Source organism: Arthrobacter sp. V1I7 (genome assembly GCF_030817015.1).
Taxonomy (GTDB): Bacteria; Actinomycetota; Actinomycetes; order Actinomycetales; family Micrococcaceae; genus Arthrobacter.
The window spans coordinates 4,273,867-4,292,268 of record NZ_JAUSYS010000001.1; the positions used below are offsets into that span (position 1 = coordinate 4,273,867).

The 18,402-nt window shown below is 64.6% G+C and carries 18 protein-coding genes and 2 pseudogenes; 5 read left to right on the forward strand and 15 right to left on the reverse strand.

All coding sequences use genetic code 11. The features are described 5' to 3' along the window. Window positions 1-25 precede the first annotated feature (25 nt). The 7 genes from QFZ69_RS19655 to QFZ69_RS19685 form a co-directional block, all read right to left on the reverse strand. On the reverse strand, window positions 26-1,060 hold the full coding sequence (locus tag QFZ69_RS19655) for a Gfo/Idh/MocA family oxidoreductase (RefSeq protein WP_306913768.1): 1,035 nt from the start codon (window positions 1,058-1,060) through the stop codon (window positions 26-28). Then, the gene (locus tag QFZ69_RS19660; RefSeq protein WP_306913770.1) at window positions 1,057-1,842 is read right to left on the reverse strand and encodes a TIM barrel protein; all 786 of its coding nucleotides are present in this window, start codon (window positions 1,840-1,842) and stop codon (window positions 1,057-1,059) included. The genes QFZ69_RS19655 and QFZ69_RS19660 overlap by 4 nt, the downstream gene beginning before the upstream one ends. Beyond that, window positions 1,842-2,930 (reverse strand): Gfo/Idh/MocA family oxidoreductase, encoded by a 1,089-nt coding sequence (locus tag QFZ69_RS19665; RefSeq protein WP_306913772.1) that lies wholly within the window; start codon window positions 2,928-2,930, stop codon window positions 1,842-1,844. The genes QFZ69_RS19660 and QFZ69_RS19665 overlap by 1 nt, the downstream gene beginning before the upstream one ends. Window positions 2,931-2,961: 31 nt before the next feature. Beyond that, a complete protein-coding gene (locus QFZ69_RS19670; RefSeq protein ID WP_306913774.1) occupies window positions 2,962-3,879 on the reverse strand; it encodes an ATP-binding cassette domain-containing protein in 918 nt (305 codons plus the stop codon). Between the two features lie 14 nt (window positions 3,880-3,893). Further along, on the reverse strand, window positions 3,894-4,934 hold the full coding sequence (locus QFZ69_RS19675) for an ABC transporter permease (protein ID WP_306913776.1): 1,041 nt from the start codon (window positions 4,932-4,934) through the stop codon (window positions 3,894-3,896). A 73-nt stretch (window positions 4,935-5,007) separates the two neighbouring features. Further along, window positions 5,008-6,000 (reverse strand): substrate-binding domain-containing protein, encoded by a 993-nt coding sequence (locus tag QFZ69_RS19680; RefSeq protein ID WP_306913780.1) that lies wholly within the window; start codon window positions 5,998-6,000, stop codon window positions 5,008-5,010. Window positions 6,001-6,120: 120 nt separating this feature from the next. Then, complete coding sequence (locus QFZ69_RS19685; RefSeq protein WP_306919516.1) at window positions 6,121-7,161, reverse strand: LacI family DNA-binding transcriptional regulator; 1,041 nt, start codon at window positions 7,159-7,161, stop codon at window positions 6,121-6,123. Window positions 7,162-7,449: 288 nt separating this feature from the next. Between QFZ69_RS19685 and QFZ69_RS19690 the strand changes: the two genes are divergently transcribed. From QFZ69_RS19690 to QFZ69_RS19710, 5 genes are all read left to right on the forward strand, one after another. Continuing rightward, window positions 7,450-8,355, forward strand: a complete 906-nt coding sequence (locus tag QFZ69_RS19690) for a sugar phosphate isomerase/epimerase (RefSeq protein ID WP_307000350.1) — start codon at window positions 7,450-7,452, stop codon at window positions 8,353-8,355. Between the two features lie 139 nt (window positions 8,356-8,494). After that, complete coding sequence (locus tag QFZ69_RS19695; protein WP_306913784.1) at window positions 8,495-8,746, forward strand: MFS transporter; 252 nt, start codon at window positions 8,495-8,497, stop codon at window positions 8,744-8,746. Next, window positions 8,719-8,910 (forward strand): hypothetical protein, encoded by a 192-nt coding sequence (locus QFZ69_RS19700; protein ID WP_306913786.1) that lies wholly within the window; start codon window positions 8,719-8,721, stop codon window positions 8,908-8,910. The genes QFZ69_RS19695 and QFZ69_RS19700 overlap by 28 nt, the downstream gene beginning before the upstream one ends. Then, a complete protein-coding gene (locus QFZ69_RS19705; protein ID WP_307000488.1) occupies window positions 8,853-9,200 on the forward strand; it encodes an MFS transporter in 348 nt (115 codons plus the stop codon). The genes QFZ69_RS19700 and QFZ69_RS19705 overlap by 58 nt, the downstream gene beginning before the upstream one ends. Before the next feature lie 161 nt (window positions 9,201-9,361). Next, complete coding sequence (locus QFZ69_RS19710; RefSeq protein WP_306913789.1) at window positions 9,362-9,646, forward strand: Gfo/Idh/MocA family protein; 285 nt, start codon at window positions 9,362-9,364, stop codon at window positions 9,644-9,646. Here QFZ69_RS19710 and QFZ69_RS19715 read toward each other — a convergent pair. The 8 genes and pseudogenes from QFZ69_RS19715 to iolC all read right to left on the reverse strand — a co-directional run. Next, window positions 9,645-9,858, reverse strand: a pseudogene (locus QFZ69_RS19715) (MFS transporter); the annotation flags it as partial. The gene QFZ69_RS19710 and the pseudogene QFZ69_RS19715 overlap by 2 nt on opposite strands. A gap of 87 nt (window positions 9,859-9,945) precedes the next feature. Beyond that, window positions 9,946-10,819: pseudogene (locus QFZ69_RS19720) on the reverse strand (sugar phosphate isomerase/epimerase family protein). 97 nt (window positions 10,820-10,916) lie between these two features. After that, complete coding sequence (locus QFZ69_RS19725) at window positions 10,917-11,930, reverse strand: Gfo/Idh/MocA family protein (protein ID WP_306913791.1); 1,014 nt, start codon at window positions 11,928-11,930, stop codon at window positions 10,917-10,919. Window positions 11,931-11,950: 20 nt separating this feature from the next. Continuing rightward, window positions 11,951-12,862, reverse strand: coding sequence for a sugar phosphate isomerase/epimerase (locus QFZ69_RS19730; RefSeq protein WP_306913792.1), 912 nt, complete (start codon window positions 12,860-12,862; stop codon window positions 11,951-11,953). A gap of 26 nt (window positions 12,863-12,888) precedes the next feature. Next, window positions 12,889-14,400 carry a CoA-acylating methylmalonate-semialdehyde dehydrogenase gene (locus QFZ69_RS19735; RefSeq protein ID WP_306913793.1) on the reverse strand — a complete coding sequence of 504 codons (1,512 nt, stop codon included), beginning with the start codon at window positions 14,398-14,400 and terminating at the stop codon, window positions 12,889-12,891. Window positions 14,401-14,449: 49 nt separating this feature from the next. Further along, window positions 14,450-16,405 (reverse strand): 3D-(3,5/4)-trihydroxycyclohexane-1,2-dione acylhydrolase (decyclizing), encoded by a 1,956-nt coding sequence (gene iolD, locus QFZ69_RS19740; protein ID WP_306913794.1) that lies wholly within the window; start codon window positions 16,403-16,405, stop codon window positions 14,450-14,452. Between the two features lie 6 nt (window positions 16,406-16,411). Then, the gene (locus QFZ69_RS19745) at window positions 16,412-17,347 is read right to left on the reverse strand and encodes a deoxyribose-phosphate aldolase (protein ID WP_306913796.1); all 936 of its coding nucleotides are present in this window, start codon (window positions 17,345-17,347) and stop codon (window positions 16,412-16,414) included. Continuing rightward, entirely contained in the window at window positions 17,344-18,345 is a 1,002-nt protein-coding gene (iolC, locus tag QFZ69_RS19750) for a 5-dehydro-2-deoxygluconokinase (protein ID WP_306913797.1), read from the reverse strand. Before iolC ends, QFZ69_RS19745 begins: the two co-directional genes overlap by 4 nt. Between the last annotated feature and the right edge of the window lie 57 nt (window positions 18,346-18,402).

The window sequence follows — 18,402 nt, forward strand, 5'->3', positions numbered from 1 at the left end:
GGGCATTTTCACGGCAGCAACACGCTCACCTGGCTACGCCGATGGCCACCTTGACCGGGACACCCGTAGCCAGTGATTCCTGGGCGGCGTCAGCCACGCGGGAAGCCGCCACGGCATCCTCCGGGGTGCATGGATTCTCCCGCCGGCCCAGGATAAGCTCCACGAACGCGGCCATCTCGGATCGGTACGCCTGGTCGAAGCGCTCGGCAAAGGTCCGGTGGGGTTTCCCGGCGGGGAAGTCGATCCCGGCTTCGGCCGACGCCATGGCTGTTTGCTCATCGAGGCCAACCATCAGCGAACGGCTGGACCCTTGGATTTCCAAGCGGACGTCGTGGCCGGTGCCGTTGTAGCGGGTGGCTGACACGGTGCCGACTGTGCCGTCGTCGAACGTGACCAGCGCCAGCGCCGTGTCCACGTCGCCCACTGCACCAATGGCCGGGTCACCGTTGTTGGAGCCCTTTGCGTAGACCTCCACGATCTCACGGCCGGTCAGCCAGCGGAGGATGTCGAAGTCGTGGACGGAACAGTCGCGGAACAGTCCGCCCGAGCTGGCGAGGAACTCCACAGGCGGCGGCGCCATATCGCAGGTGACGGCGCGCAGGGAGTGGATCCAACCCAGCTCGCCCGCCTGGTAGGCACGCTTGGCTTCGACGTAGCCGTGGTCAAAGCGGCGCTGGTGGCCGATCTGCACCACGCCGTTGTTGTCGCGAATGTAGTCCAGCACGGGCAGGGCGTCCGCCACGTTCATGGCCACGGGCTTTTCGCAGAAGACCGGGACTCCGGCGTCCACGCCCGCCTTGATCAGCTCGGGGTGCGTTCCGGTTCCGGTGGCGATGACCAGTCCGTCCACCCCGGCCGCTATGAGTTCCTCCACTGAGGGCAGGAACCCGGCGCCGAGGCCGGCAGCAACGTTCCTGGCGTGGTCCTCAGCGACGTCGGTGAGCAGAAGCCTGACGTTGATGCCTTGCCGGTTGAGGACTCCGTTGAGCGCGACGATGTTGTTCGCGTGCATCACGCCGATGCGCCCCACTCCGACCAGACCAAGGATGACGTCCTTCACAGTTGCTCCTCCGCATAGACGGTGAATGCCGCGCGGAAGGCGGCCAGTGCTGCATCACTGTCGCCCTTGGCCCACGCCTCCATGCCCACCGTCCCTTCATACCCGGCCTCCGCGAGCGCCCTGGCGACGGCCGCGTAGTTGATTTCCCCGGTTCCGGGCTCGCACCGCCCCGGGACGTCGGCTACCTGGATCTCGCCGATATAGGGCAGGGCCGTCCGCACCAGCTCAATGAGGTTTCCCTCCCCCAGTTGCGCGTGGTACAGGTCCAGCATCAGTTTGGCGTGGGGGTGGCCGGCGGCCTCCACCAGTGCCAGGGTGTCCTTCGCTCGTGCCAGCGGGATGCCGGGGTGGTCAAGGATGGTGTTGAGGTTCTCCAGGCAGAACGTCACGCCGTACTTCTCCCCCAGCCGGCCGAGGCGCTCCAGCGTCCGTGCGCCGGTGCTCCACATGCGGCCGGTGGAACGGTACACGGGGCGGGCGGCGTGGCCGTCGATGAGTTCTGCCGGGTGCACCACCATGCGGCTGACGCCAAGTTCCAGGGCGGTGGGGATCAGCGATTCCGCGGTCCGCACCACATCATCGGCAGTGTCAGGGTCCACCACGCTGCCTGAGGTGTAGCCCGTCATGGAGGAAAAAACGGCGGCAGTGGCTTTGAGCGCCGGAATGTCCTTGCCCCGCGAATCCCACAGTTCGACGTCGAAACCGGACTCGTGGATCCGGCGCACGCGTTCCACAAACGGTCGGTCCGTAAAGACCATCTCCGCGCAGACTGCCAGGCGCATCAGACGGCTGCCGTCTCATTGACCGCCACCGGTGCGCCGCGTTTGACCGATTCGATGCAGGCCAGTGCCATGGCCAGCGCACGGCGGGCATCCGCGCCACCCGGGGTGACGTTGAAGTCGGACGACGACGGGGGCATGCCGTCGCGCCGCGCACGCACGGCACCGGCGAAGTCGACGAGTTCGTCAGTATAGGCCTGCCGGAACAGTTCAACGTTGAGCCGCGGGGTGTCGGCGGACAGTCCCTCCGCCGTGTACCGGCGGGCCGCCGTTTCCGTGGCGCGGCCAGCCTGGACCATGCCTTTGGAACCGAAGACCTCGCCGCGGATGTCGTACCCGTACAGGGCGCTGAAGTTTGCCTCGGCCACGGCCACGGCACCGTTGCTGTACCGAATGGTCACCACTGCGGTGTCAAGGAACCCCTGGTCGCGCAGGGAGGGCTCCACGAGCGCGTCCGCCACCGCGTAGACCTCCACGGGCTCGGCACCTTCGTTGAACCAGTTGAGGGTGTCGAAATCATGGATGAGAGTCTCCAGGAAGATGGTCCAGGCCGGGACCCTGGCCGCGTTCGGGATGCTTCCGGTCCCGGGATCGCGCGTCAGCGAGCGCAAAAGCTGCGGCGTTCCGGCGATGCCTGCGGCCAGGTCCTTCTTGGCGGCCAGGAAGTCATCGGCGTAGCGTCGGTTGAAGCCGATCTGGAAGTGCACGCCGGCCTCTTCCACCGCTGCGAGCGCAGCGTCGAGTTCCTCGAGCCCCTGACCTGCCGGCTTCTCGCAGAAAACGTGCTTGCCGGCGGCCGCGGCCTGTCGGATCAGTGATGAATGGAAGCGTGCGGGGCTGGCGATCACCACCGCATCGATCTCCGAATCCGCCAGGATGTCTTCTGCGTTGGCCGTCACCTTTGCCGTGCCCAGTGCCTGGGCAAGGGCCTGCGCGGATTCCACATTGGGATCGGCGATGGCCGCCAGGACTGCGCCCGGGACGCGGCGGGCGATGCTGTCGGCATGGAACGCCCCCATCCAGCCGGAGCCGATGAGCCCGATCCGTACGGGCAGGACGACGTCGGACGGATTGCGGTTGAGATAAGCCAAGGGCTTGTCCTTTCAGGAAATGGGACGGCAGTTACTGGCGGGTGTTGCCGGCGGTTTGTGCCACCCCGGCCACTTCGCTCTTAACTTCGGCAACGACGTCGTTGTGGCCGCCAAGCTGTTCGAGCTCGTGGGCGAGTTCGGCGAGTTCCGCGCCGCCGGCCATCTGGGCAGTCAGCTCGTCGAGGGTGATGTCCTTCTTGTCGTAGTAGCCGATCGACTTGCCGCGCTTGAGCAGCAGGAACCGGTCCCCGACAGGGAAGGCGTGGTGCGGGTTGTGGGTGATGAAGATGACCCCGAGGCCGCGGTCGCGGGCCTGGAGGATGTACCGCAGGACCACGCCGGACTGCTTGACGCCGAGTGCCGCCGTCGGCTCATCCAGGATCAGTACCTTGGCACCGAAGTACACGGCGCGGGCGATCGCGACACACTGGCGTTCACCGCCGGAGAGCTGGCCGATGGGCTGCTCCACATCGCGGAGGTCGATGCCCATCTCGGCGAGCTCCTTGAGCGTGATGGCTTTCATCTTCTCGACGTCCAGGCTCCTGAACGGGCCAAAACCACTGGTCAGCTCCGAGCCGAGGAAGAAGTTCCGCCAGATCGGCATCAGCGGCACAACAGCGAGGTCCTGGTAGACGGTGGCGATTCCGGCGTCGAGCGCGTCACGGGGCGAGGTGAATTTCCGTTCCTCGCCCATGATGTTCAGGACCCCGGCGTCGTGCTGGTGCAGGCCGGCGATGATCTTGATCAGCGTGGACTTGCCCGCACCGTTATCACCCAGGACACAGGTGACGCGGCCGTTGTCCACGGCCATGGTGACATCGCTCAACGCGAGGATGTTGCCGTAGTTTTTCCCCACCTTGTCCAGCGAGAGCAGGTGCACGGGGGTGTGGGTCAGCGGGTCCGTCTCGTTCCGGAGCAGGGTGGTTTGGTCGATTTCTTTGGCATTCATGTTCTCCGGCCCCTTTACTTGAGTTCCGCGCGGCGCTTGACGATGAGGTTGACGATGGTGGCCAGCAGCAGCATCAGGCCCAGGAAGAACTTGAACCAGTCCGGGTTCCACTGCGCGTAGACGATGCCCTTGTTGGCCATGCCGAAGATGAACGCGCCGATCGCCCCGCCCACGGCCGAGCCGTAGCCGCCGGTGAGAAGGCAGCCGCCGATGACCGCGGCGATGATGTAGAGGAACTCGTTGCCAACTCCCTCACCGGACTGCACGGTGTTGAAGGCGAAGAGGTTGTGCATGCCCAGGATCCAGCCGCAGAAACCGACAGCCATGAACAGGCCGATCTTGGTCTTGGTGACGGGCACACCCACGGCGCGGGCCGCGTTGGCGTCGCCGCCGGCGGCGAAGATCCAGTTTCCCATCTTGGTGCGCAGCAGGACCCAGGAAGCCACGATCACCAGGGCGATCCAGATGAACACCGTGACGTTGACGTCGATGCCGCCGATCTTGATGGTCGAGGCGAACAGCACGCGGGCGGCGTCGAAACCGTCGAGGTCGGACACCGAGGGGGTTGCCACCGCCCCGCCGATCATGCGGGTCAGGCCGAGGTTGAGGCCGGCAAGCATCAGGAAGGATGCCAGCGTGACGATGAAGCTGGGGAGTTTTGTTTTGACGAGGATCCAGCCGTTGATGAACCCGATGCCCAAGGACACTACGAGCGCGAAGGCAACTCCGACCCAGATGTTTGTGCTGAAGTACCAGCTGAACATGGAGGCTGAGAGGGCTGAGGTGATGACTGCGACGCCGGTGGAGAGGTCAAATTCGCCACCGATCATCAGCAGGGCCACGCCCACGGCCATGATCCCGATGGTGGAGCTGCCGTACAGCACGGTTGCCAGGGAACTGGGCTGCAGGAAGACGGGGGCGATGGCGGCAAAGAATACGAAAAGTACCAGAGCGCCGACGAGGGCGCCTATTTCGGGGCGCAACAGCAATTTTTGGATGGTATTTCGGGTGCGGACGCGCTCATCTGAGGTGGCGGTTAGGACAGCATTGGCCATGATTACTAAACTCCTTTGTCTTGGGATGCCGGGCCGGTGCAGGCACCCGGCATCCCGACAGTTTTGTTGAGGGTTAGCGGATGCCGGCCTGAGCGAACTTGGAGACATCGGCTGCATTGCTCTTGTCGACAACAGCCGGGCCCGTGTAGACCTGCTGCCCGCCGCCAACCTTGAAACCGCCCACTTTGCTCAGCCAAATGGTGTCCACGGCGCCGTAGCCCTGGAGATAGGGCTGCTGGTCCACAGTGAACGCGACACTTCCGTCTTCAATGGCCTTGGCCAGCTCGCCGTTCAGGTCGAACGAAGCCACCTTGATCTTGCTGCCTGTTTCCTTCACGGACTTCACAATGGTGAGCGTGAACGGGGCGCCGAGACCGATGATCGCGTCGGCGTCCGGCGTGGACTGGAGCTTCGCCGTCACCGTAGAGGAGACGGAGGTCATGTCCGCGCCGTTGACGTTGAGGATCTCGGAGCCGGGAACCTGTTCCTTGACACCGGCACACCGGTTTTCGAGGCCGACGTGGCCCTGCTCCTGAATCACGCAGATCGGGTGCTTGATGCCCTCTGCGGCGAGTCGCTGTCCCACCGTGACACCGGCGAGCTTGTCGCTCTGCCCAAAGTGGGTGATAGCGCCCATAGCCTTCGACTGGTCTTCACCGGCGTTGAAGCTCACCACGGGAATCCCCGCGTCCACCGCCTTCTTGACGACGTCCTTCAGGGCCTCCGGCTTGGCCAGCGTGATGAGGATACCGTCCACCTTCTGGTCAATGGCCTGCTGCACCAACTGCGCCTGGCGGCCCCCCTCAGCGTCCCCGCTGTAAAGCAGCTCGACGTTGTCCTTCGTCGCGGCGCTCTCGGCACCCTTCCGGACGATGTCCCAGAACGTGTCGCCGGCGGCCGCGTGGGTGATCATCGCGACCTTCAATCGCGGCGTGTCCGCAACCGTGCCACCTCCCCCACCATTTACGGTTTCGGTCTTGCCGCCCGTGCTTGAACAGGCGCTCAGGGCCACCATCGGAACGACGGCCGCTATCAGGGCTGCCTTCCGCCAAGAAATCTTCTTCACGATTTTCTCCTTCGATAGGGGCTGCGGCCCTGCCACTCTGCAGGAGCTCAAGGCCCTCCCCTCGATCATGGTGAGTCGCAGTACGTTTTGTCAATAGTTTGTCCTGACATTAGGATGTTTTTACGTGAATTTGATCGGGCCCGTGGCGGACGAGGTGCTGTTACTCCCCAGCTTCCAGGCCTCCGCGGGTGGCGCCGTTGTGCTGCGGACGATCAAACGAGGGTCACTGACTACGTGGACGGGACCGCCGCGGCCTTCCAATCGATCAACCGCACGGTCGACGGCAGCGACGGCCAGCAGCGGCGCCTCCGAACTGACGGACGAAAGCTGCACGAACCTGAGCTGCGCAAGCTGACTGTTGTCGAAGCCAAGGACCGATACGTCCTCGGGGACACGCAGCCCCGCAGCCCGCAAGCTTTCCATTACACCCAGAGCCGATCGGTCGTTGAACGCAATGACAGCAGAAGGGAGGCTCCCCTGGAGCGAATCCCCAGCCCTCAAACCGTCGTCTTCCCCGGGCCCGCCGGGAATGATGACCGGCTCAAGCTGGCGGCCCATCATCTCGAGCCGAAAAGCATCCCGGCGCCGCGCGGCCGAGACGGCCGATCCACCGTCGACATGGACAATATTCCAGTGCCCCAGGCCCGTCAGGTGTTCTACCGCTACGCGGACGCCGGCACGATCGTCGCTGCTGATCGAGTCAACGAAGGCGCCAACGTCGTCACGCAGGAGGCTCACGACAGGAACGCGACCGGCATAGCGCTCCAGTTCCCTGATGCCCAAGCTCGGCGCGATGACAATCAACGCTTCCGAGCCGAAGTCAAGAAGCCCGTCAATCGCCCGCGCTTCAGATCGGCTGCGGCCGACCGCACTGAGCACCACTTCGTAGCCCCGCTCTGCAGCCTGGGCGTAGACCGCGTCGACGATTTCCGCGTGGAATGGGGCACTGCCATGGAAGGTGACACCGAGCAGCCTCGTCCTGCTGCTCCGGAGCAACCGCGCCCGGCTGTCCGGCCGGTAGCCCAAGTCCCGCGCCACAGTGAGGACCCTCTCCCGGGTGCGTTCCGCGGCCCCCGGAGCGCCCCGCATCACAATCGAGACCAGCGCCCTGGAAACGCCCGCCGCTTGGGCGACATCCATCAGGGTTGGGCGGCGCTGCATTTCCGTCACACTTCTCCTTCGTTGCGAGCACGATTAGAACGTTCTAGACATGATGGCGGTCACATGTAACGATAGTCCACTAGAACGATTTAAATTTTTCCCGCAGAAACGCTCACGGGGCCAGTTGCTGTCAGAACCACAGTGGCCTCCCCCGTTACCCCCCGTGAAAGAGCATTCGTGGCCTGATCCACCACCTCCACAAATTTCGCACCAAAGAAGGGATACCCAATGAAGATTGGTTTGATCACAGATTCAGTGAGCCGGCTTCCATTTGACCAGGCGCTGGACTTGGCCAGGGAACTTGCCTTGAGCTCGGTTGAGGTGGCCACCGGTAACTGGTCCGAGAGTCCACATGCCGACCTTCCGACGCTGAAGTCCTCCGCGCTGGCCAGAAGCGAGTTGCAGGACCTGGTGGTCGGCCGCGGTCTGGAAATCAGCGCTCTGAACGCCAACGGCAACCAGCTCCACCCTGTCTCCGGAGCCAGGCACGATCAGGTGGTGCGCGACTCCATCACCGTCGCCGGAGAACTAGGTGTTCCCACGGTGGTGCTGATGTCTGGTTTGCCGGCAGCGCGCGGCGACTCCACCCCAAACTGGATTACTAGCGCGTGGCCCCCGGAAAACCTCGACGTTCTTGACTACCAGTGGAAAGAGGTCGCCGTTCCCTACTGGCGCGAACTGGCAAAGTTCGCCGCCGACAACGGCGTACGACTTGCGGTGGAGCCATGCGGCAACCAGCTGGTCCACAATGTCGCAACAATGCAACGGCTGCTTAACGAAGTCGATAACGAAGCGGTCGGAACCAATCTGGACCCCTCACACCTGATGTGGATGGGAGCCGACATTCCTACTGTCGTCCAGGCGTTAGGCAGTTCCATCTACCACGTGCATGCCAAAGACATCCGTGTGGAACTCCCCCATGCCCGGCAAAATGGAATGCTGGACACCACCCCCCTAGACCAGCCGCGAGCGCGCGCCTGGAACTACGTCACCCTCGGTCTCGGACACGCCCAAGGGGCCACCTTCTGGGCAGACTTTGTTTACCAGCTCCGCGCGGTTGGTTACGACGGAACTCTCAACATCGAGCATGAAGACACCCTGGTGAGCTCATCGGAGGGCGTTCGCCGCGCCGCCAAACTTCTGGGCGACGTCGTCCTCACCGAGACCCCAGACTGGTCCCCGGCAAGAATCTGAAGCACTGGGACAGGCTACGGGCTCTTGGCCCGGTCCGCATCAAAATCATTGAACTTCTCCAAAACGAAAAACTTGCCATGACAACGCCGTCAGAAGCACACGGGAAAAGACCGGGAAACCCTCCGCCCCCAAGCTCGGCTTGATCACTTTCATCGCCACCCTCGGCGGTTTGCTGTTTGGTTATGACACGGGTGTAATCAGCGGCGCCCTGCCGTTCATGAGCCTCTCTCCCGAGCAAGGAGGACTGGGACTTCCGGTGGCCGAAGAGGGCGTGGTGACCGCTTCACTGGTATTCGGCGCAGTATTCGGCTCAATACTCTCGGCGGCCGACTCTCCGACAGGCAGGGCCGCAAACGCACCATCATGCTGCTCGCAGTCATCTTCTTCATAGGCGCCGTGGGGTGTGCCATCGCCCCGAACACTGAATTCATCGTCGCCGCCCGCTTCGTCTTGGGTCATACCTCGTTTTGGCGGGGATGCTCGTGTTCCTGTTTTTTATGCAGGCGTGCATTAGTCCAGTCTTTTGGCTGCTATTGGCCGAAATCTTCCCGCTGAAGATTCGCGGCGTGGCAACGGGTCTTGCAACCTCCTTCGTGTGGATTGCGAACACGATTGTGTCCCTGGTATTCCCCGTGCTGATTGCTGCTATCCGGGGGTATACCTTCTTCCTTTTTGCAGTCATCAACGTCGCAACCTTGGTCTTCTACGTCCGCGCAATTCCGGAAACGAAGAACCTCACCCTTGAGCAAATCGAAGACAACCTCACCCAGCGCTTTGGTGGCAGCAAGCCCCGCACTGACGGAGATCAGCAGAAGGTCTTGGAGGGAGTCAGCCGGCGGAGTTGATAGCAGGCTCGCGGCACTTGGCCACTGGAAGCCCCGGCGGTCCCTGCTGCCTGACACACCACACGGCCGGCGAACAACGGCCAAGTCGCCGCCTACGCGCCGTACCCTAGTCGCCATCCGGAATCCAGACCCATTCCACCAACAGGAGAAGGAAACGAAACATGCGTATTGGCATTGTCGGATACGGAGCAGACGGCAGGTACTTCCACGCTCCGTTCATTGAAGCGGCGGACGGCATCGAATTGGTTGGCATTGTGGCCCGCTCGGAAACGAAGAGGGCGCAGGCCGAAGCGGACTTCCCAGAGCTGCCCGTCTACGGGAGCCTTGCCGAACTGCTGGACGCCGGCGTGGACGCGGTGACCATCACCACCCCGCCGCACACCCGCCGCGACCTGGTCATGGAAGCCATCGAAGCAGACGTGCATGTGGTGGCCGATAAGCCCTGACGATTCGGCCGCGTTTGGGCGGCCGGCGACATTTCCGCGAGGTACACAGGGACGATGACGGAGGCGCCGCCCACGGCCAGGCCAATGATGGTCTTGCTCCTGCCGAACCGGTCCGAGAGCCGGCCTGCACTGATGGCGCCGAAGGCCGCACCGAACAGGAGCGTGGAGGTGACGAGCCCTTCGGTCAACGGTGTGAGGCCGAGGTCCCGCTTTCTTCGGATTGGCTGGCTCGGTGGTGCCCGGGCGCTGGGCCTGGACCGCGGTGGGGTGCGATATGGTCTGCTTCGCGTCGGTCCCCACTACTTGACCTTATCGATGTACCGGCCCATCGTCTCCAGCTGGTAACGGGACACGTCCTCGGCGTTGTCGTCCTCGGCGAAGACACTGGATACCATCACTGGGTTGTCCTTGTCCAGGAAGCCGATTTCCTTGAGCCCGCCGAAGAACTCGTCCCAGTTGACGTCGCCGTCGCCGATCTTCAGGTGCTGGTGCAGCCGTACGGCGTTTCCGGGCGGGTTGGTGATGTAACGCAGGCCGTGGGAGGCGTGGTGGTCCATGGTGTCCGAGACGTGGACGAGGCGCAGCTTGTCCCCCTGCGGCCCTCATGATCTCCAGGGGCTTGTTGCCCATGTGGAACGAGTGTGAGGCCACGTAGACCATGCCGATGTTGGGCGAGTTGAGCCCGCGGATGACGCGGATGGCGGCCAGGCCATCTTCGACGAAGTCGTCCGGGTGCGGGTCGATCAGGACATCCAGGCCCTCCCGCTCGATGATCGGCAGCAGCTCTTCCATGGAGCGGTAGAAGGCGCGCTCGGATTCCTCGGCCTTCTCGGGGCGGCCGCTGAATTCGGTGTTCATGGTGCTGACGCCGAGGTCTAGGGCGATTTGGATGGCGCGCTTCCAGTAGCGGACGGCGGCTTCGCGGGCGTCCTCGTCCGGACCGGACCAGCGCAGGACCGGCAGGACTGACGCGATTTCGACGCCGGCATCCTTGCACGCCTTGTTCATCTGGGCCACCAGCTCATCGTCGGCTTTGGGGTGGTTGTAGAAGGGGATCATGTCCGCATGCGGAGTCAGCTGCAGGTACTTGTATCCGAGGTCGGCGGCCACGCGCGGAAATTCCAGCAGGCTGTGGCTGTGATGGAAAGGGGTGGGGTCCAGGGCGATTTTCATGGTCACTCCTTTGTGGTTTGGAAAACTTCGATGGTGCGTGCAAGAAGGCGGCCCGCCGGCTGCTGCCGACAGACCGCCTCGTGGTTTGCAGGAGCTGTTAGTTGTAGAGGTCCGGCTTGGCGTTGAGCTGAACCTTGACCTTTTCGCCCGACTTCTGGGCTTCGACGCCGGCTTCGCAGCAGGCTGCGGTGGCGTAGCCGTCCCAGACGGTGGGGCCGCCGATTTCGCCGCGGCGGGCCGCGTCCACCCAAGCCTGGACTTCGACGTCATACGCTGCGCCGAATCGCTCCTCGAAGCCGGGAGTGACCTTGCCGCCCCAGCGGCCGGAGGTGCGGAAATACGGGCCGCCGTCGCCGCCGATGTTCACGATGCCGTCCTCGAAAGAGGCCTGGGTGGCCACTTCGTAGCCGAACTTGGCGTTGACATAGATCTCGACGTCGGCCAGGACACCGGACTCCGTCTCGAGCAGTACGTGCTGGGGGTCGTGCTGGCCTGCCGGCGCGTTCTTCGTTGCCTTGCCCAGGCGGACCTGCACGGAGGTGATTTCCTCGCCTGTGAAGAAGCGAATCGCGTCGAATTCGTGCACCACGGAGTCGTTGATGAGCATCTCGTTGGTGAAGCCTTGGGGCGTTGTGGGGTTGCGGTGCTGGTGGTGCAGCATCAGCAGCTCCCCCAGTTCGCGGTCGCGGATGACAGAGCCCAAGGCCGCGTATTCGGCGTCAAAGCGGCGCATGAAGCCGACCTGGATGCGTTTGTGGCCCAGCGCGGTTTCTGCCTGGACAACTTTCCACGCACTTTCGGCGTCAGGGGTGAGCGGCTTTTCGCACAGGATCGGGAAGTCCTTCTTGAGCGCCTGGTACAGGATTTCCTCGTGAAGGAATCCGGGGGTGGCGATCAGCACGGCGTTGACATCGCCGTTGTTGAGCGCCTCCTCGGCACTGGCGAGTGCCACGGCGCCGTCGATCCCTTCGATGGCGGCCTGGGCACGGGAGAGGTCTACGTCGACGACGGCGGCAACTTCAGCGCCGTGGATGCGGGTGCTGAGCCGCTTGATGTGGTCCGCACCCATGCGGCCTGCGCCGATGACGGCTACGCGGAGAATCTCAGTCATTGTTCTGTCCTTTGGTCGGGCTAGCTGACGGTGGTGCGGGATCCGCAGGAGAGCAGGTAGTTGCGGGTGCGCTTGGCAATGGGCATCGGGACGTCGAAGGCAACGGGGTACATGTCCTGTTCCACGATGCCAAAGATCGGACGGTTGAGTCCTTCCACTGCCTCGATGACAGCACGCAGGTCCGGAAGACCGTTCGGCGGTTCGGTCATGACGCCGGCCAGGTTCGCGGCGGCCCACGTCATGTTTTCCTCGTTGACCTTCTTCAGGACGTCCGGATTTATCTGCTTCAGGTGCAGGTAGCCGATGCGGTCCGGGTAATTCTTGATCAGTTCAAGGCTGGAGGCTCCGCAGTATTCTGCGTGGCCTGTGTCCAGGCAGAGGTTCAAGTACTTCGGGTCCGTGGCGGCCAGCAGGGTTTCGATATCCTGTTGTGCGCCGACGTGCGAGTCTGCGTGGGAGTGGAACTGCTGCTTCAGGCCGAAGTCCTCCAGCAGGACCTTGCCCATGCGGTTGTGGCCTGCGAACAGGTCAGCCCACTGCTCGTCGGTCAGTTCGCCGTTCTCAACGGCTTCGCCGGTGACGTCATCGCGCCACATGGCAGGAATGACAACGATGTGTTCGCCGCCCATGGCTGCCGTCAGTTCGGCCACCTTACGGGCAGGTTCCCAGGCTTCCTCGTACTGGGCTGCGCCGCGGTGGAAGGCGGTGAAGACCGTACCGGCTGTAACCTTCAGGTCGCGCTGCTTGAGTTCCTCCGCGAGGCGGGTGGGATCGTTCGGCAGGTATCCGTAAGGGCCCAGTTCGATCCATTTGTAACCGGACTCGGCCACTTCATCGAGGAACCGCTCCCACGGTGTCTGCTGGGGATCATCCGGGAACCAGACACCCCAGGAATCCGGCGCCGTGCCGATGATCAATTTGTTCTCAGTCATGACAGCTTTGTCTTTCGCGGTGGGGACTAGTTGGAGGGGAAGTTGTAGGAGGCGCCGGAGGCGTGGGTGGATTCAGGCCAGCGGGAGGTGACTACTTTGCCACGGGTGTAGAAGGAGACGCCTTCGGGGCCGTAGATGTGCTTGTCGCCGAAGAGCGAGGCCTTCCAGCCGCCGAAGGAGTGGTAGGCCACCGGCACCGGCAGCGGCACGTTGATGCCGATCATGCCCACGGTAACGGAGCGTTGGAACTTGCGGGCGTTGGCGCCGGAGGAGGTGAAGATGGCGGTGCCGTTGCCGTACGGGTTGGAGTTGATCAGGCTAATGCCTGCGTCGAGGTCCGCGACGCGGACCACGACGAGGACCGGGCCGAAGATTTCCTCGGTGTAGGCGGTCATTTCGGCCTTGACGTGGTCGATGACGGTGGGGCCGACCCAGAAGCCGTCCTCGTGGCCGGGGACCACGAGGTCGCGGCCGTCCACCACCATGGCCGCGCCGGCGGCTTCGGCTTCAGTGACGATCTTCACGATCCGTTCCTTGGAGGCGGGGGTGATGACCGGGCCCATGTCGGCGTCGGGCGCGGTGCCGTTGTTGACCTTCACGGCCAGGGCGCGTTCTTCGACTTTTTTGACCAGCAGGTCTGCGGCGTCACCGACGGCGACGGCGACGGAGATGGCCATGCAGCGTTCGCCGGCGGAACCGAAGGCGGCGGCGGCGAGGTGGTCGGCGGCGTTGTCCAGATCGGCGTCGGGCATGATGATGGCGTGGTTCTTCGCGCCGCCCAGGGCCTGGACGCGCTTGCCGTGCGCCGTCGCGGTCTCGTGGATGTACTGGGCAACAGGGGTGGAGCCGACGAAGGAGATGCCGTCCACGTCCGGGTGGGTCAGGAGCCCGTCAACGGTTTCCTTGTCACCGTGCAGGACCTGGAACACGCCGTCGGGCAGGCCGGCCTGCTTCCACAGCTTCGCGAGCAGCATGGAGGCGGACGGGTCGCGTTCGGAGGGCTTGAGGATGAAGGCGTTGCCGGTGGCGATGGCCATCGGGGCCATCCACAGCGGCACCATCACGGGGAAGTTGAACGGGGTGATGCCGGCAACGACGCCGAGGGGTTCGCGGAAGGAGAACACGTCGATGCCGCTGGAGACCTGGTCCGAGTAGTCGCCCTTGAGCAGGGTCGGGATGCCGCAGGCGAACTCGATGACTTCCAGGCCGCGGCCGATCTCGCCCTTCGCGTCGGAGAGGACCTTGCCGTGCTCGGCGGTGATCAGTGCGGCGAGCTCGTCCACGTGGGAAGCGACGAGTTCGCGGAACTTGAACAGCACGGCCGTGCGCTTGGCCAGGGAGATGTCGCCCCAGCTGTCCGCGGCGGCGCGGGCCGCTGCAACGGTGGCATCCAGGTCGGTCCGGTTGGCCAGCCTCAGCTGCGCGGAGACGGCGCCGGTGGCCGGGTTGTAGACGGGCTGGGTGCGGTCGCCTTCGCCGGGGGTTTCAGCGCCGTTGATGAAGTGGTTGACGGTGGTCAGTGTGGTCGTCGTCGACATGTGCGGACTCCTTGGTCTGTAGCGTGTTTGGTGTTTAGCGTGCGGGAGATCAGCCGAGCAGTCTGCGCTGGCGGTTCTTGTGGTCGGTGTAGGTCTTGAAGGCCTGCTGGGTGGAGTCGAGGTCGGAGACCTGGGAGACGGGAACGTCCCACCAGGATTCGGAGCTCGGGGCGTCCAGCAGGGGGTCGGATTCGACGTGGATCAGGATGGGGCCGCCGCGCTCGGGGGCGGCTTTGGCGTCGCGGATGGCCTGTTCGAGTTCGGCGATGACCTTCTCCCCCGGTTCGATCCGGATGACCTTCACGCCGAGGGACTCGGCGTTCAGGGCCAGGTCCACCGGGAGGGTCTCGCCTTCGTCGAAGCTGTGCTGCTGCTCGTCCAGGGCCCGGTACTGGGTGCCGAACCGCTGCGAACCGAGCATTTCGGAGAGCGAGCCGATGGAGGCGTAGCCGTGGTTCTGGATCAGGACCACGATCAGTTTGATCCGCTCGGCGACGGCGGTGACGAGTTCGGTGTGCATCATCAGGTAGGAACCGTCCCCCACCATGACCACGACGTCGCGCTGCTGCCCGCCGCGTGCGGCTTCGGCCAGCGCCGCGCGCTTGACGCCGAGGCCGCCGGGGATCTCGTAGCCCATGCAGGAGTACGCGTATTCCACGTGGTAGCCGAACGGGTCCCGGACCCGCCACATTTTGTGCAGGTCCCCGGGCAGCGAGCCCGCGGCGCAGATGACGACGTCAGCCGCGTCCATGGCCCGGGACGTGGCGCCGATAATCTCGTTCTGCGCCGGCAAAGGAGTGAACCGGGTGTCGAACGCTTCGTCAACCGTGGCGTCCCAGCGCTGCTTCTCGGCCGCGATCTGCTGTTCCAGGTCGGCGCCGATGCGGTAGCCGCCCAGGGCCTGGTTCAGCTTCACCAGGGCTTTGCGGGCATCGGCCACGATCGGCAGCGTGGTGCCGTGCTTGTACGCGTCGATGGGCGCGACGTTGATGTTGATGAACTTCACGTCCGGGTTCTGGAACGCGGTCCGCGAGGCGGTGGTGAAGTCCTCGTAGCGGGTGCCGATGCCGATGATCAGGTCCGCCTCGGCCGCGATGGCGTTGGCCGCCGTCGTGCCGGTGGAGCCGATCGCCCCCAGGGAGAATGTGTGGTCCCAGGGCAGGACGCCAACGCCGGCCTGGGTGTTGCCGACCGGGATGCCCGTCAGCTCGGCGAACTTCGCGAGTTCGTCGTTGGCGTAGGCGTAGAGCACGCCGCCGCCGGCGATGATCAGCGGCCGCTTCGCGGCCCGGATCGCCTCGGCAGCACGGCGGATGTCCTCGTCGTCGGCGTCCGGGCGGCGGATCCGCCACTCGCGCTCGGCCAGGAACTCCTCAGGCACGTCGAAGGCCTCGGCCTGGACATCCTGGGGCAGGGAGATCGTGACCGCGCCGGTTTCGGCCGGATCCGTCAGGACGCGCAGGCCATGGTGGAACGCGGAGAACAGCTGCTCGGGCCGGGAGACCCGGTCGAAGAACTTGGACAGCGGCCGGAAGGCGTCGTTGACGGTGATGTCGTAGGCGTAGGACTGCTCGAGCTGCTGCAGGACCGGGTCCGCGGCGCGGGTGGCGAAGGTGTCGCTGGGCAGCAGCAGCACCGGAAGCCGGTTGGTGGTGGCCAGGGCCGCGCCGGTCAGCAGGTTGGAGGAACCGGGCCCGATCGAGGTGCTGATCGCGAACGTCTGGCGGCGCCGGGTGTGCCGGGCGTAGCCCACGGCCTGGTGGACCTGGGCCTGTTCGTTGCGGCCCTGGTAGTACGGCATAATCCGCGGATCCTGCTGCTGGTACTGCTTCAGGGCCTGTCCGACGCCGGCAACGTTGCCGTGCCCGAAGATACCGAACGTGCCGGGAATCAGGCGTTCCCGGTAGTCCTCGCTGCCGATGCGGTCAACCGTGTACTGCCGGGAAAGGTATTCCACCACGGCCTGCGCCACGGTCATGCGGCGGGTTCCTGCTGTTGTTCCCATGGGAGACTACTCCGATACTTCTGCGGTGTGGTTAAGGAGCGACGCTGCGGTGGCGACGGCACCTGCAACATCGCCGTCGGCCGGGTAGAGCAGGGTCCGGCCGACCGTGAGGCCCTGCACGCCGGGCAGGGCCAGGGCGGCCTGCCAGCTGGCAAAGACTTCGTCCTGGGTACCTTCCGGGTCCCCGCCCAACAGGACGGTGGGCATGGTGGTGGCGGCCATGACGCGTTCCATCTCGGCCACCACGGGAAGCTTCATCCAGGTGTAGGCGCTCGTGGATCCCAGGCCTTCGGCGATGGCGATGGACTTGATGACGGCGTTCGTGGAGAGGTCGTTGCGGACCTTGCCGTTTTCACGGACGGACAGGAACGGCTCCACCATCGCGATCAGCTTCCGCTCGGCGAGGGAGTCGATCGCCTTCGCCGTCGCTTCCAACATGGCCACGGTGTCCGGGTCGCCGAGACAGATCCGGGTCAGCATCTTCCCGCCGTCCGCCCCCAGCGCCTGAAGCGCTGCGGCGGTGTGACCGGTGAAACGGTCATCGAACTCATTCACCAAACCGGACAGCCCCCCGCGGTTCATCGAACCGAACACCAGCTTCCCCTCCAAGGCGCCCAGCAGCAGCAGGTCATCCATGATGTCCGGGGAGGCCAGCACGCCGTCCACATCCGGGTTTGCCAGCGCGATCTGGAGCCGGTCCAGCAGCTGCCGGCGGTCCGCCATGGCCACCGGATCATTCCCGACGGCGAGGGCGCCGCGTGCCGGGTGGTCCGCCGCCACGATGAAGTTCTGCCTCCCGTACTTGAGCCCGGGGTGCCGGCGGCGGGCCTTGGCGGCGCGTGCGACGGCGTCCGGATCCTCCAGGCGGATGGTGCTCAGGCGCGTGTAACGGCGGGGATCGTCGTCCACGTCGACGATGGCGGTGCCAAGGTTGATGCTCACAGGGCTGCTCCTTCGGTGGCAAACTGGCCGGGAACCAGGCGGCCGCGTTCCGCGAGCAGCGAGGTGACCTCGTCCGGCGTCGGCATCGCGTCGGCGCAAGACAGGCGGGAGGCGACGATCGCGCCGGCGGCATTTGCGTAATCCAGGACCTGGGCCAGCGGCCAACCGGACAGCAGCCCGTGGCAGAAGGCGCCGCCGAAGGAATCACCGGCACCCAGGCCGTTGACGGTCTCCACCGGCACCGGGGCGGACACCACACGCTCGGTGCGGGTCTTGGCCATCACACCCTCGGGGCCAAGCTTGACGACGGCGATCTCGACGCCGGCAGCCAGCAGCCGGTCGGCCTGCTCGTCAGGGGTCCCCTCCCCCACTGCGACGGCACATTCCTTGTCATTGCCGATGGCGACCGTGACGTGCGGCAGAATCCTGGCGACCTGTTCCCGGGCTTCCTCCTCGGAAGCCCAAAACATGGGGCGGTAGTCCAAGTCCAGCACAGTGAACTGGCCGATCTTCAGCCGGTCCCGGTCACGTGCCTCGTGGGCTTTGATATGCGCTTCTCGGCTGGGCTCCTGACACAGCCCGGTCACGGTGGACCAGAAAATCCGTGCGTCCCGGATGGCGTCCAGGTCCAACTCGGCGGCCTTGATCTGCAGGTCCGGTGCCGTGGGGAACCGGCCATAGAAGTACAGCGGAAAATCTTCCGGCGGCTTGATGGCACAGAAAGTTACGGCGGTAGGCCACTCCTTCACCGGGATGACGAAGGAATCGTCCACCCCGAACTTGCGCAGCTCGCGGTGCAGGTATCTGCCGAAGGCGTCATCGCCGGTGCGCGTGATCACGCCGGTCCGGCGGCCATGCCGGGCAGCTGCCACCGCTACGTTGGAAGGTGATCCACCGAGGTACTTGCCGAAGGACCGCACATCCTCCAGGTCCACCCCAATGTCGTTCGGGTAGATATCAACGCTGATGCGCCCGATCGTGAGCAGTTCGTGGGTCACGGTAATCGCGGACCTTTCTGGTTTGAACTCTGGCCGGACGGTGAGAGCTCCGGTGCC